General features: G+C 41.8%; 13 protein-coding genes and 1 riboswitch. Of the genes, 4 read left to right on the forward strand and 9 right to left on the reverse strand.

The genetic code is table 11. From position 1 onward, the window contains the following. Positions 1–22: 22 nt before the first annotated feature. The 3 genes from RZ44_RS05955 to RZ44_RS05965 form a co-directional block, all read right to left on the reverse strand. A complete protein-coding gene (locus RZ44_RS05955; RefSeq protein ID WP_035809525.1) occupies positions 23–1,549 on the reverse strand; it encodes a Ppx/GppA family phosphatase in 1,527 nt (508 codons plus the stop codon). 10 nt (positions 1,550–1,559) lie between these two features. Then, positions 1,560–2,948 carry a class II fumarate hydratase gene (gene fumC / locus RZ44_RS05960; RefSeq protein WP_035809527.1) on the reverse strand — a complete coding sequence of 463 codons (1,389 nt, stop codon included), beginning with the start codon at positions 2,946–2,948 and terminating at the stop codon, positions 1,560–1,562. Between the two features lie 75 nt (positions 2,949–3,023). Continuing rightward, positions 3,024–3,602, reverse strand: coding sequence for a sugar phosphate isomerase family (locus tag RZ44_RS05965; protein ID WP_035809534.1), 579 nt, complete (start codon positions 3,600–3,602; stop codon positions 3,024–3,026). Between the two features lie 495 nt (positions 3,603–4,097). On the opposite strand from RZ44_RS05965, the gene RZ44_RS05970 reads away from it, so the two are divergent. After that, positions 4,098–4,802, forward strand: a complete 705-nt coding sequence (locus tag RZ44_RS05970) for a ferredoxin reductase domain-containing protein (RefSeq protein ID WP_035809537.1) — start codon at positions 4,098–4,100, stop codon at positions 4,800–4,802. A gap of 46 nt (positions 4,803–4,848) precedes the next feature. On the opposite strand, the gene nfsA is transcribed toward RZ44_RS05970, so the two are convergent. The 3 genes from nfsA to queG are packed head-to-tail and all read right to left on the reverse strand — an operon-like array spanning position 4,849 to position 7,213. Then, positions 4,849–5,586, reverse strand: coding sequence for an oxygen-insensitive NADPH nitroreductase (gene nfsA, locus RZ44_RS05975; RefSeq protein WP_035809540.1), 738 nt, complete (start codon positions 5,584–5,586; stop codon positions 4,849–4,851). A gap of 12 nt (positions 5,587–5,598) precedes the next feature. Continuing rightward, the gene (gene trmL, locus RZ44_RS05980) at positions 5,599–6,066 is read right to left on the reverse strand and encodes a tRNA (uridine(34)/cytosine(34)/5-carboxymethylaminomethyluridine(34)-2'-O)-methyltransferase TrmL (protein WP_035809542.1); all 468 of its coding nucleotides are present in this window, start codon (positions 6,064–6,066) and stop codon (positions 5,599–5,601) included. 16 nt (positions 6,067–6,082) lie between these two features. Then, a complete protein-coding gene (gene queG / locus RZ44_RS05985) occupies positions 6,083–7,213 on the reverse strand; it encodes a tRNA epoxyqueuosine(34) reductase QueG (RefSeq protein WP_035809544.1) in 1,131 nt (376 codons plus the stop codon). Between the two features lie 296 nt (positions 7,214–7,509). Between queG and abc-f the strand changes: the two genes are divergently transcribed. After that, positions 7,510–9,012: a ribosomal protection-like ABC-F family protein gene (abc-f, locus tag RZ44_RS05990; protein WP_035809547.1), complete on the forward strand. Its 1,503-nt coding sequence runs from the start codon at positions 7,510–7,512 to the stop codon at positions 9,010–9,012. A 523-nt stretch (positions 9,013–9,535) separates the two neighbouring features. On the opposite strand, the gene RZ44_RS05995 is transcribed toward abc-f, so the two are convergent. Then, positions 9,536–9,892, reverse strand: a complete 357-nt coding sequence (locus tag RZ44_RS05995; protein WP_035809549.1) for a DUF6176 family protein — start codon at positions 9,890–9,892, stop codon at positions 9,536–9,538. Between the two features lie 176 nt (positions 9,893–10,068). On the opposite strand from RZ44_RS05995, the gene RZ44_RS06000 reads away from it, so the two are divergent. Further along, complete coding sequence (locus RZ44_RS06000) at positions 10,069–10,623, forward strand: Maf family protein (protein ID WP_035809551.1); 555 nt, start codon at positions 10,069–10,071, stop codon at positions 10,621–10,623. Positions 10,624–10,658: 35 nt separating this feature from the next. Here RZ44_RS06000 and RZ44_RS06005 read toward each other — a convergent pair whose 3' ends face one another. Both RZ44_RS06005 and RZ44_RS06010 read right to left on the reverse strand, forming a co-directional pair. Next, entirely contained in the window at positions 10,659–11,987 is a 1,329-nt protein-coding gene (locus RZ44_RS06005; RefSeq protein ID WP_035809553.1) for an FAD-dependent oxidoreductase, read from the reverse strand. A gap of 277 nt (positions 11,988–12,264) precedes the next feature. Beyond that, positions 12,265–12,798 (reverse strand): YceI family protein, encoded by a 534-nt coding sequence (locus RZ44_RS06010; protein ID WP_035809556.1) that lies wholly within the window; start codon positions 12,796–12,798, stop codon positions 12,265–12,267. A gap of 253 nt (positions 12,799–13,051) precedes the next feature. Continuing rightward, positions 13,052–13,153: riboswitch (SAM riboswitch) on the forward strand. 64 nt (positions 13,154–13,217) lie between these two features. On the opposite strand from RZ44_RS06010, the gene RZ44_RS06015 reads away from it, so the two are divergent. Then, complete coding sequence (locus RZ44_RS06015) at positions 13,218–14,522, forward strand: Na+/H+ antiporter NhaC family protein (RefSeq protein WP_035809558.1); 1,305 nt, start codon at positions 13,218–13,220, stop codon at positions 14,520–14,522. Positions 14,523–14,591 lie beyond the last annotated feature (69 nt).

Here is a 14,591-nt window from a genome sequence, read left to right on the forward strand (position 1 = left end):
TTGCAATTATAGCGTGTGAATATTAAGATTCTGTAAATTCTATCCACAAATCTCCGCCGAGAATTTTCTCTATATGTTTCTTCTGGCGTACCGAGTGATACTCTTCTGCGATAGGATCTCCGTTGTATTCGATATTCAGTTTGAAGTCCCCGCCTGTTTTAGATAACTCAAGGTTATCGACAATTTCCGTATTGGAAATGTTCAGCGCATTCGAGAATTTAACGAGAGCGCCGAGAGACTGAATCTCATCGAGCTCTTCATCGTTAAACCAGCCTGTTTCCTTCGCATAAAAATCGAGCAGCGTCTTATTTTTATAACTGGCAATCAGAGCAAGTCTGACGCGGTCCCGGTGACCGATGCCGTTAATATTGCTGTTCGATATTAAATAATACGTATGCTGACTGGACGCGTCCCTGTCGATAAAGTCCCCTAAATAATATATCCCGGCTGCATGTTTCATAATCATTTTATTTGTCCGGGACAGCGAAATGATATCGAGACGTTCCAGTTCATGGTACAGGCGGTCTACAATTTCAGTCCGTTTCTCTGTATCCAGCGGGTCCAGATTAAAATCATTCGCCAGCTGTTCAATCGAGTCTTCAAATACTCTGTACTTATTAAATGCCACAGGGTATTCCTGACTGAAAATACGCATCGCCATTCCTTCACGGAGCCCTTTGCGGCTGAACTTGAATTCTTTCGCATTAACGACATCAAGCAGTGTTCTGAAGACGATGGTGCTCGGCAGAATAATATCCGCACGGTCTTTACTCAGACCGTCAATATCATCCAGATTTTCTGTATCTGTCCTCTTCAGCAGTTTATAAACATCCTGAAGATTATGACTCATGAGCGTATAGCCGTGAACTCCTGCGATGGGATAACTGATCATCGACTGATGAATGCGCGCAATGTTACGCGCACTCCCGCCGATTGCAAGTATCGGAACTTTTCTGTCCCGCAGCCAGTTAACTTTGTTTAGCTCTTCTTCGACAAACTGTTTCGTCTGTTTAATCGCGGCTTTATCATTATGTTTTTTACCTTCAAAAAACATTTTTTTCAGCGTTACGACACCAAACGATAAACTCGTACGGTAAACAATTTCTTTATCTTCGTAAAAAGTAAGCTCTGTACTTCCGCCACCGATGTCGATTGTCACGGCATCATAGTAACTGATCGTATGGACAGCCGCTTCAAACCCAAGCGTTGCTTCTTCCTCGCCGCTGATAATTACCGCATCCAGATCAAGCTCTGATTTAATACGGTCAATAATGTCATCGCGGTTTTTGGATTGTCTGATTGCGGCAGTGGCCACCGGATAAATCTCATTTATATGATATTTTTCCGAAATCTGTTTAAAACTGTTCAGGACCTTTAATAACGCTAAAATACCTTCTTCAGACATATAGCCGTCATCATCGATGTACTGAGCTAAACGTGCAGGTGTTTTAATGTTTCTAATTTCCTTAATGCCGTGTTCTTTAGTGTATTCAAAAAGTACCAGCCGGATCGTATTCGAACCGATGTCAATCAAGCTTATTTTTTTCATCGAAAAACTCCTACTCTTTAGAGTGAATCATGTCCTCCGGTCTGATCCATTCATCATACTGAGCTTCTGTCAGTAACCCCGAATCGAGTGCAGACTCTTTCAGCGTGATTCCTTTAGCATGTGCATTCTTCGCAATTTTCGCAGCATTTTCGTATCCGATGTGCGGATTTAATGCTGTAACGAGCATCAGCGAGTTATTCAGGAATCTGTCGATATTTTCGTGAATCGGCTTAATTCCTACAGCACACTTATCGTTAAATGTATTCATTCCGTCAGACAGCAGATAAATTGACTGCAGCGTGTTAAATAAAATAACCGGCTTGAATACGTTCAGTTCGAAGTTACCCTGAGATGCACCGAAGCTTACAGCAGTATCGTTTCCGAATACCTGTGCAACGACCATCGTCAGCATTTCCGACTGTGTCGGGTTAACTTTACCAGGCATGATTGAAGAACCCGGTTCGTTTGATGGTATTTCAATTTCTGCTAGACCCGCACGCGGACCTGATGCAAGCCATCTCACGTCGTTGGCAATCTTCATTAAGTCTGCAGCCAATGCTTTTAATGCACCATGTACGTACACGACTTCATCATAAGAAGATAAAGCGTGGAACTTGTTAGGTGATGAGACAAAATTCAGACCTGTCTGTTTTGAAATCTGTGCTGCCACTCTGTCCCCAAACTCAGGATGAGCATTTAATCCTGTACCTACAGCAGTTCCGCCGATAGCAAGGTTTTCAAGCTGTTTCTTGGACTGTTCAATCATCTCTTTGGATTTTTCAAGCATGTAAGCCCAGCCGCTGATTTCCTGGCCAAGCGTTACAGGTGTTGCATCCTGCAGGTGCGTACGTCCGATTTTAATAATATCTTTGTACTCTTCCACCTGTTTGCTAAATGTACCGTGCAGATTTTCAAGCGCAGGAATAAGCTGGTGGTTAACCGCCTGGTTTAATGCAACGTACATTGCTGTCGGATAAGTATCGTTTGAACTTTGCGACTTGTTAACATCGTCGTTTGGATGAACGACTTCATCACTGCCCTGATCTTTTAAATACTGGTTTGCAACGAAACTTACAACTTCGTTAACGTTCATATTACTTTGCGTACCGCTTCCAGTCTGCCAGACAACAAGCGGGAAATGCTCGTCCAGTTCACGTGCAATTATTTTTTCGCATGCAAATACAATCGCATCTTTCTTCACAGATGAAAGCTTCCCTAAATCGTTATTAACAATCGCAGTTGCTTTCTTTAAGTGAGCAAATGCCACGATAACTTCAATCGGCATCTTTTCCTTACCTACCGGAAAGTTCTGACGGCTTCTTTCTGTTTGCGCAGCCCAAAACTTATCTGCAGGTACTTCAATTTCACCAATCGTATCGTGCTCAATTCTAAATGACATACAAAAATCCTCCCGAAATATAGTAATCACCTAATAGTTTATACTATATTGCGAAAGGATTCATTAAGAAAACAATTATGCGAACCTATAAGTGTAATATTCCACAATATCCTGGTCTAAATCAGCTGCTGCCGCTTTATCCAGTACTACCGTTACCATTCTGTGATTCTTAATTTCACTCAGTGAGCCGTTACCTGTCAGATTTGCATCGTAGAGATTTCTGACGACTTCGCTCTTATCTGCACCGGAAGCAAAAATGAAGAGTTCTTTTGCTTTAAACAGTTCATCGTTACCGTTATTGAAACCGACTTTTTTATTCGGGTTTAAATTCAGCAGTGCAACATTCACTTTCTTTTTGCCTTTGTCATCAAGATCATCGGCTGTTCCGCCGCTGTTCAGTTGTGATGAAGGAATATCAAGATTTTTGAACACATCGAGATTGCCTCTGCCTACAGCAAATACCTGCACTTCAGATAAATCTGCCGGATGGTTCTTTACTTCACCAACAAATTTTTCATAAGCCTGTGACAGGTCTTCATTAACATCCAGCGCTAAAATACTTTCCGGATTGTTGTGAATCTGCTTACGTAATAAATCCGCGACAAAGATGTCTGCGAGCTCTTTAGTTTCAAATATTTTTAAATTCATTGCCATAATTTTTATCCTCCAATAATCGTCGCATTGTAGTTTAATCTTATTATTACATTTATCTTACCCTAAACGCCGGTTAAAATAACGTAATCTCTTCATGAAATACAAATTAATAATGAGAATACACTTTTTTTACAGGAAAGCCTTTTTAATCTCAGCATTATGGTTTATAATAAATGTAATTAATATAAGTACTGGAGGCAAATCAATAATGAAAGCATTTCTTATTTTAATGGTTTGTGCAGCCTTCCTGACTTCTATCCTTACAGCGGGTCGCGAAACTGACTGGGGATATAAAGACGACGGGGAGACAAAAATTAGAGAATAGTTTTATTCAATAAATTTTTAAACTGGACAGCATTGCGTTGTTCAGTTTTTTTGTTTCATTCTAATTTTATATAATTCCCGGTACAATCCGAATAATTGATAACAATTCTCAATCACTATATAATACTAGGTAAATCATACATATTAAGCATTATTAAGGAGAATACATACATGCAGATTTACTGGAGCAGATTAATAGATATAGTTACAGAGTCACCGGAAGTGAAAACTTTCGTTTTTGAGTGTCCCGAAGGTTATACATGGGAGGAAGGTTCCCACATTCACCTTGCATTCGAAGGTTTTAATGCAGGTGAAAAACCGGACCGCAGCCTGATCAGGCATATGTCCATTTCCACTTTAATGGATGAGAAGAAAATCGGTATTACGACACGCATCAGAAAAGAGCCGTCGAAATTTAAACAAATTTTAAATAGCATGGAGATCGGGAGCGAAGCTGCGATTTTCAAAACACATACAAACGTACCGTTAAAACGCGACGGTAAAAATATTTACATGCTGTCTTCAGGCGTCGGCCTCGCGACATTCAGACCGCTGGCACTCGACTATCTGAATAACAGTGAGAACGTCACTAAAATACACTCGCTGAACATCGACTCAACCCGCGATTACCTGTTTACGGATATATTCCAGACTATACAAGAGAAAAACCTCACGGCTCATTTCACGGACAGCCGCGCTGAATATTACCGTGAAGCTGAAAAGCTTACCGCAGACAAAGATGCCTTATTTTACGTTGTCGGCAGCGATGAGTTCTTAAAACAAAATATCGAAGTTCTGTTAAGAAACGGTATTCCAAATCATCAGATTGTGCTCGACAAGCACGAAAGCCAGAGAGAAAAAATATTTGCCGGCTGATTGTAAAACGCCCTGCAGAATTATTCTGCAGGGCGTGCTTTTATTTTTACTGGCCTAAATAGCCTTGTTCTTTTAATACTGCATCCACATCGAGACGCTGTTTTTTGCCCAGCATGCCGATAATCTGTTCGCTCCACTTGTCCGCACGCTTACCATCTGTCCGTTCGCTGTAATAATCGCTGATACGCTGGTCATACGCATCGATATCACTTTGAACTTCATCGATTCGCCGGTAAGTATTTTCGTGGTACACCGCTTCAAACGGCAGACGTTCTTTTTGAGAGCCTTCATCTTCGGGAAATCCTGCCACCATGCCGAACAATGCGAATGTCCCTTCAGGCAGTCCGAGAATTTCTCCGGCTTTTTTAATATCATTGCGGAGAGAACCTATATAACATATTCCAAGTCCCATGCTTTCAGCTGCAACCGCCATGTTCTGGGCAGCAAGACTTGCATCCACAACGCCGACAATCAGGTTTTCTGTTTTATCGTATGAAATCTCTTCCCCGGCCTGTTCTGCCAGTTCTTTATGACGATAAAAATCTACGATAAATACAAACAGATGACCGTTATGCTCCACATAACTCTGCGTACTGATTTCACGCAGCGCCTTTTTCTTTTCCGGATCTGTAACACCCATAATTGAATACGCCTGTACATAACTTGATGTGCTCGCACTTTGCGCCGCACCCACCAGTGTTCTGATCATTTCATCAGATAATTTTTCATCGGTAAACTTTCTTAAAGAGCGGTGATTATTTAATAACTTAACAACATCATTCATCAAAAAATCCTCCTATTTCAGTCCAGGATACTCCTGCTGTCTTAATGCTTCATATACCAGTATACTGACTGTGTTAGATAAGTTCAGCGAACGCACCTTGTCAGTCATCGGAATTCTCATCAGTGATTCTTCATATTCATCTTTAAGCCAGTCCGGCAGCCCTTTCGTTTCACGTCCGAATATGAAGTAATGTGTTTCATCAGTCTTGCTGTAGTCCATGTCGGTAAAGTTCTTTTTACCGAATTTTGAAATCATATAGTAGCTGCCTTTGTTCTTTTCGAAAAAATCTTCAATCGAATCGTATTCGTAAAGCTCAAGATCTTTCCAGTAGTCGAGACCCGCACGTTTAACGTACTTGTCTTCCAGGCTGAACCCGTAAGGTTTGATCAGGTGCAGCGGTGTGCCTGTTGCGACACATGTTCTTGCGATATTTCCAGTATTTTGCGGTATTTCCGGCTGATAAAGTACAACGTGATTCATTACTTTTTCCTTCTTCCTATCCAGCTTCCTGGATTCCCATAAGCATTTCTTTTTTTACATCGGCATCTGTTTCAATACCGTAACGTTCATAAATATATTCAAGCGCCCCGTCACCGGCAATCTGTCCTATTGCCCAGTAGGCGGTCCCCTTAATAACCGGACGGACATCCGTCTCGGCAACAGTTTTAAGTATATCAACTGCTCCCTCTTCTTTAAAGTGAGCAAGTGCAATTATTGCATTGCGCTGAATCGGTTTTTTACCGCGCCAGACACCTGCAAGATGTCCGTAGGTTTCTTTAAACTCCTTATTGGAAATCTGCAGCAGCCCTGTCAGTTCCGGTTTTAAAATTTCCGGTTCAAGAACGATATCTTCGTGATGTTCCGTATTGATCCCTTTATTTCTCGGGCAGACCTGCTGACACGTATCACAACCGTACAGCCTGTTCCCCATTTTTGAACGGTACTCAACAGGCATGAACCCTTTTGTCTGTGTCAAAAAAGAGATACATTTCTGAGAGTCCACCTGGCCGTTGCCGACGAGTGCACCTGTCGGACAGCGGTCCACACAAATGTTGCAGTCGCCGCATGAATCCAGCAGTTCTTCATCGGCCGGAAACGGATAGGATACGATCATCTCACCGAGGTATGAATAAGTCCCGAGCTTTGGATTAATCACAAAACCGTTCTTGCCCGTAAAACCGAGACCGCTTCGTCTCGCCACTTCCCTGTCGCTTAAAACACCTGTGTCCACCATCGATTTACAGTCCACTGACGGATCCAGTTCTTTAATGAAAGCTTCGAGTTTTTCCAGTCTCTTTCGGAGCAGCGTATGGTAATCAGTCCCCCATGATGCTCTCGCGAAAATTCCGCGGCGTTCGCCCTTTTTCGATTTCGGTGCATTACGCAGTTTGTTTGGATAACCGACAGCAATCGAAATTATACTCTGTGCATTCGGCAGACTTGCTTTTGGATTCGTCCGTTCTTCAATCGTTCCAGTTTCAAATCCGGATTCATAGCCATTTTTATAGTAGTCGATCAGCTTCGCTTTAAACTCAGTGAACGGTTCAGCCGTCGTAAATCCGATGTCATCGATACCGATTGTTTCAGCATATTCAATTACGCGTCGTTTAAACTCATGACGGTCCATATTTCCCCATCCTTTATTTGCAAAATATTCTGATGTGCTTTATATTGAAATTAACAAATACACGTGCGAGGTGAACTGCAGGACAATGAAGTAGATTATCCTTTTTCTTATGACATATTCAAGCTTATTTATTATGCGAAAAATTATGTCGAAATAGGGTAATCTCTGCAGTTCATTTATAATATAAAAATATATACTTTAACACTACTCCCCTTTTTAATTGTCGGGAGTACTGAATGTATATTCTGTATTATACTTGGTGAGGCCTTATTTCGACAACGAAATGAGGTTTTTTTATGATGAACTTTAATAACATTATTCTGGACATTAATGGTGAAACAATTATCTCGATTGATAACATTACCGTGCAGGAACAAAAAACAATCGGACTGATCGGCCGGAACGGTTCAGGTAAAACGACACTGCTTGAGCATATCGTTAACAATGCCGCCCTCTATACCAGCCAGAGGATTACCTATATACCGCAGCTGAAAGAAAATAACATTGAAAAAAGCGGCGGTGAAACGACTAAATTTTATCTGCAGCAGGAACTGAATAATGCAGGCGGCGTAATATTGCTGGACGAACCTACCACCCACCTCGACGACACGAATGCTGTATGGCTTCTCGATGAACTGAAACAAAAGGAAGCAATTAAAATTATCGCATCACACGACCGGGATTTTCTCGACCAGATTGCCGATGAAATCTGGGCAGTGGAAGATACAAAAGTTGTTATATACCCGGGTAATTACACGCACTATAAGAAAATTGAGACGCACAACCGTCAGCGCGCCCGGGATGAATACGAAAAATATATACGTGAGAAGCAGCATTTGGAAAAGGCCGTTGAAAACAAGTCGAAACAGGCTGCATTATCGAACCGCATTTATGATAAAGGTAAAAAGCGGTATGTCACTATGGAAACACCCTATTACAATAAAATGCAGAAAAAACTCGACAAAGTCCGTACTTCGATGGAATCCCGCCTGAATCAGCTTGAAGAAAAAGAAAAACCGGAAGATGACAAACAGGTTATTTTTTACTCGCAGGAAATTGAGAAACTCGGCGGCAAGACTGTAATCCGTCTTGAACGGGAAAATATTACAAGACAGGGCAGGACACTGCTTAAAAACGTTTCTCTCTATTTAAAAGCAACAGATAAAGTGAGCATTACCGGGCGGAACGGTTCAGGTAAAACGACACTGCTGAATTATATTTACGAAAAGTATCAGGATTCACACCTTGCTGTCGGATATTTTTATCAGCAGCTTGAATCCCTTGATTTGGACTCTTCAATATTGGACAACATTATGAGTACGAGCCGATATGATGAAACAACAGTCAGAACTGCTCTCGCCCGTCTGAATATTAAAGATGATGATGTGCACAAAAAAGTGTCTGTTATAAGCGGCGGAGAACGCGTAAAAGTCCAGCTCGTCAAACTGCTGATGGCAGACAGCCAGGTGCTGATACTCGATGAGCCGACAAACTTTCTGGATGTCCACTCAATCGAAGCACTGGAAGAGATGCTGAGAAATTACCCGGGACTGATTATTTTGGTCTCACACGATAAACGTTTTTGGGAAAGCATCACACCGGTTTCCTATGACATTAACGATTACAGTCTTATTCATCCCGATCAGCCTGCGCCGAGAAATACGACGAAGGACGAACTGATGGTACTTGAAACTCAAATTATCCGTGTACTCGGAGAACTCGCCGAAGGATTGACTCCTGAGCTTGAATCGGAGTTTGAACGGCTGATAAAAGAGAAAAACGAGTTGAATCGGAGATAGGATGACAACGGGGTGGCGTTGTTGTTAACCGGCAGCCCTCGGTTCACAACGGGGAAACGACGTTGTCATCCGGACACCCTTGATTCACAACGGGGGAACGACGTTGTCATCCGGACACTCCGGGTTCACAACAGGAAACCGCCGTTGTCATCCGGCACCCTTCGATTCACAACAGGAAACCGCCGTTGTCATCCGGACACGCTTGATTCACAACGGGGGAACGCTGTTGTCATCCGGCCTCTTTCGGTTCACAACGGGGAAACGACGTTGTCATCCGGACACGCTTGATTCACAACGGGGAAACGCTGTTGTCATCCGGACACCCTTGATTCACAACGGGGGAACGCCGTTGTCATCCGGACACTCCCGGTTCACAACAGGAAACCGCCGTTGTCATCCGGACACTCCCGGTTCACAACAGGAAACCGCCGTTGTCATCCGGCCCCACTCGATTCACAACGGCGAAACGCCGTTGTCACCCAACCCCAAAATAAAAAGGCTTCCCAATTTATGGGATGCCTTTTTAGTCGTTGCTGTAATTCATAGCGCGTTTGATACGTTCAGGTATCATTACAATTTCAGCTTTCATATCCTCAGGTCTGAATGTTTTATCAATACACTTTTCCCAATATTCCAGATGTTTTTCATCCAGGTCTGTTTTGGAAACTGCATCATCTGACTCCACGTCATCCTGAACACTGTACCAGTATAAGTACTCTACATTATTGAAGGCTTCACGGAAGATTGTTTCAACGAACATTTTCTCGCCTTCGAGGTTCATGAGAACATCATCCATATGGTTATGCATGTACTCTACCCACTCGTCTACCAGTTCGCTTTTACCTTCTTTAACTCTGTACTTCGTCAATTCTACTCTCATGATTGCTCCCCTCTTATCACGACTATCTATTTAGGTTTAACCTATGTATTATAATATTAACCAGTTTTTATATTTACAGGCCGTTCATAATGCTTTAACGCCATTATAACGCTTTTACGGCCAAAGACAATCTATATGAATGTCTTTATTTAATTTATGTACCGGAGGTAACTTTAATGAAACTAATACTCGGTTCCCAGTCACCGCGGCGCCGTACTTTGCTTTCACAGGCAGGACTTGATTATGAAATTCAAATTCCCGATGCTGATGAAAAACAAATTACGAGCAGCGATCCCGAAACTAAAGTAATTGAAACTGCCAGATTAAAATCTTCTGTTCTGAAAATTGATGATGACGCTGTTCTTTTAACTTGCGACACAGTAGTCAGCCACAACAATGTGATCTATGAAAAACCGGACACAGTTGATGACGCACGTCAAATGATTCGTACTTTATCCGGAAGCACTCATGAAGTGTACTCCGGTGTCATATTAAAGTCAAGAGACTTTGAAGAAATTATTATGGACCGCACGGAAGTCACATTTTTCGAACTGTCCGATGAAGAAATCGAAGCATATATTCACACAGACGAACCTTACGACAAAGCCGGCGGTTACGGCATTCAGAGCTTCGGTGCGGTGTTCGTCAAAGAGATAAAAGGCGATTACAACACAGTGATGGGTCTTCCCCTGTCAAAAGTCTACAGAGCATTAAAAAAGTATAATCTATAAAAACTTCCCGCGGGCTATAACACCCGCGGGATTTTCTATATATCAAATAAATTGTTAAACGCTTCGCTCATTACCGGATGATTGTACATCTGATCACGGAGCACCGTGTAAGGAATACTGGTACCCATCGCAAGTTTAACAGTGTTAATCAGTTCTTCTGAATTCACTCCGTATAAATGTACCCCTAAAATTTCTTTCGTTTCGGTATCAACGACCGCTTTAAATAAACCGCGCAGTTCGTTGTTGACGTGTGATCTCGGATGTTCTGACATCGGCATGCTGTTTTCGGCCGCCTGATATCCCGCTTCTTTCGCTTCATCGAGTGTCATACCTGCACGTGAGTATGGCGGGTCTGTAAACATCGTGTAATGGACATTCGTACGGGAGCCATACGTATATGAACCATCCTCAAATAAATGGCTTTTCACGATGCGGTAATCATCTAGAGACGTGTAGGTAAACTGCATTCCGCCTTTCACATCACCCATCGCATAAATATTCTCCGCTTTAGTCTGCAGGTGTTTGTTCACTTCAATTTCACCGTTTTCTGTCAGCCCGGCAGATGTATTTTCAATCCCGAGTCCTTCTGTCTTTGCCTGTCGTCCTGTCGCAAACAGCACAGCGTTCGAAGTGAGTTCTCGGCCTCCTGACAGTGTCACAGTAATTTTACTGCTGTCTTCTTCAGTCACTTTTTCTGCCCGCTCCCCGAACATAAAGTTAATACCGCTCTCTTTCATGTCCTTCGTAATCTCATCTCTGATTTCAGGGTCCTCGTCTGTCAGAATTTCATCGTCGGGGACGATAACACTCACCTGTGATCCAAATGCATTGTACATAACCGCAAATTCAAGACCGATGTATCCCCCGCCGACAATCGTCAGCTTTTCAGGAAGTATCTCTTCGTCAATAAGTGTTGTGCTCGTATACACTTTGTCCGAATTAATATCACCCTCTATCGGTGGAATAATGTTTTCAGCGCCGGTATTGACGAATATTTTATCGGCACTCAACACCTCTTTTGAGCCGTCATCCGCTTCTATCTCAATTTCACTGTCACTGATAAATTTCGCTTTCGCATCATATACTGCGGCATTATTAAGATCCTGAATGCTGTGATAATTCTTATCGCGGAGACGTGTAATCACACCATTTTTACGTTGTACAGCTGCTCTGTATTCCCAGCCGTTTAATGCGTCATGCATTAAAGTTTTTGTCGGAATACATGCGATATTAATACATGTCCCGCCGTACATCGATTTATCTTTTTCGATTAATGCTGTTTTAAAGCCGCGCTCAGCGAGGTCACCCGCCAGTGTCTTTCCCGCTTTACCGAAACCGATAATTATTACATCAAAATGTGTCAACTGCAGCCTCTCCTTAAATAAAGTACATACTTAAGATTCTCATTTCTTGTATTTACCCTTAAGCAGACTGACCAAAACAGCACAGTATTTTATATAACATATCAATAATTTCTGCACTGTTGTCCTGTTTACATTTACTGTCTAAACACAATTCCAATAGCTCCCGTCTTTTATATCGTTGTTATAAATTAAAAATACTCCGTGTGATTCATTTAAGAATTTCACGGAGTATTGACCCATTTATATTAAAATCATTTTCAGCTGTTTATATTGTTTATTATTCTGCTTCTGCAGGATTGAACTGCAGCTCAAGATTAACTTTAACATCTTTAGAAACCATTACGCCGCCTGTTTCAAGTGCCTGGTTCCAAGTTAATCCGAATTCTTCACGGTTGATTGAGAAGTTTGATTCAAATCCGTAAACATCAACGCCCCACGGGTTTAATGCTTTACCGTTGAATTCTAAAGGAATTGTAATTTCTTTAGTTACATCTTTAATAGTTAAGTTACCAGTGACTTCGTAGCTTGAACCTGAACCTTCAACTTTAGTTGATTCAAATGTAATATCCGAATAGTTTTCCGAATCGAAGAAATCAGCTGATGTTAAATGCGCATCACGATCTGCAACTTTAGTGTTGATTGTCGCTGTGCTTGCTCTTCCCGTTACTTTCGCTGTTGAAAGATCTTCCATATCGTCAACATCGATGTCAATTGTCCAGTCACCGAATGTCCCTTTAACCTTAGTTACCATCATATGTTTTACCGTAAACTCAAGTTCCGAGTGTGCTGTGTCTAATGCAAATTTAGCCATAATTATTTCATCCTCCAAAGTTTGTTTTGTCGTACAATAATTCGCTTTCGAACTATCACATTAATTATATTAATATACTTGGTTACTAAAAGCGAGTAACAAACTTAAATAAATTAATTTTGATACAATTTATTTATTATCATAGTTAAAGAATTACCTCTATCAAATAAATTAAACCTTAATTATCATATAAAATTAATTTGTTGACCTTTAATTATTAAACATGTATCCTTAATCTCAATAATTAAATAATTTCTTATCCAGAGAGGTGAAGGGACTGGCCCGTTGATACCTCAGCAACAGACCGTAAGGTACTGTGCTAATTCCAGGAGCAGTATCTGCTCGAAGATAAGCCGAGGACTTCCCCATCTCTTATCTTTACAGATAATGGATGGGGATTTTTCAATAGGAGGAATTATATGTCTAAACATAAAGGCAGTTTTATATCACTGCTGCCGTTAATTTTATTCGTCTCATTATTTATCGGGACAGGACTGATCGCGGGAGATTTCAATGCAATGCCGATAACAGTCGCGGCGTTAATCGCTTCAGTTTTTGCATTCTTTTTATATTTTAAAGTGCCGTTTAAAGATAAACTCTCAGCATACTTAAAAGGCGCAGCTCAGGAAAATATTATGTTAATCGTAGTCATCTTCCTTCTGTCAGGTGCATTCTCTGGTATTGCCGGTGCAATGGGTGCTGTAGATTCTACAGTGAACATGGGACTGACTCTGCTTCCCGGCAGTCTGTTACTCAGCGGGATTTTTATCATCTGCTGCTTTGTCTCATTATCGATGGGAACAAGTATGGGGACTGTAGTTGCGATTGCTCCGATTGCAATCGGTATTGCAGACCAGACGGATATCGGACTTGCACTGGCACTTGCTACAGTAATCGGCGGTTCAATGTTCGGAGACAATTTATCGTTTATATCTGATACTACAATTGTTGCTACACGCACACAGGGTGTAAAAATGATTGATAAGTTTAAAGTGAACTTCTGGATTGTACTGCCGGGAGCGCTGCTGACAATCATTATTCTCTACCTGCTGTCTGCGGATGTATCTCTTAATGAAACCGGTAGTTATGATTACAGCTTTATAGAAGTACTGCCCTATCTTGCCGTACTGATTATAGCTCTTCTTGGGGTCGATGTAATTATCGTCCTCCTTAGCGGTGCAGTATTTGCCGGGATACTCGGATTGTTTACAGGCGCATTCGATGTTCTGACACTGGTTTCGGCAGCAGGCGAAGGTATTGCCGGGATGCAGGAAATAGCAATTATCACTATCCTGATTGCCGGGATGATTGGACTTGTCAGTCATTACGGAGGAATTACGTATCTGCTTGAAACCATTATGAGCAGAATTAAAACGAAAAAAGGTGCAGAACTTGGTATCGCAAGTCTGGTCAGTGTGACTGATATGTCCACTGCCAACAATACAATATCAATTATTATGACAGGACCGCTGGCGAAGAACATTGCTGAGGAATACGAAGTGGATCCGAGAAAATCTGCAAGTATACTCGATACATTCGCTGCAGGTTTTCAGGGTCTGATACCTTACGGCGGTCAAATGCTTGCCGCTTCGGGACTCGCAGCAGGAATCTCACCAGTTGAGATCATGCCCTACTCAATTTATCCGATACTGTTAATTGTGAGCGGCATTGTTGCAATACTGATCGGTTTTCCGAGAAAATATTCTAAAAGAGAAGTTGAATAGATAGATGTGTCCAGGTGCAGCATTAGCTGCACCTGTTTTCTTGTGTTTTGATGGGTGGATGGTGGTGGT

This window comes from Jeotgalicoccus saudimassiliensis (assembly GCF_000756715.1).
GTDB classification, from domain to species: domain Bacteria; phylum Bacillota; class Bacilli; order Staphylococcales; family Salinicoccaceae; genus Jeotgalicoccus; species Jeotgalicoccus saudimassiliensis.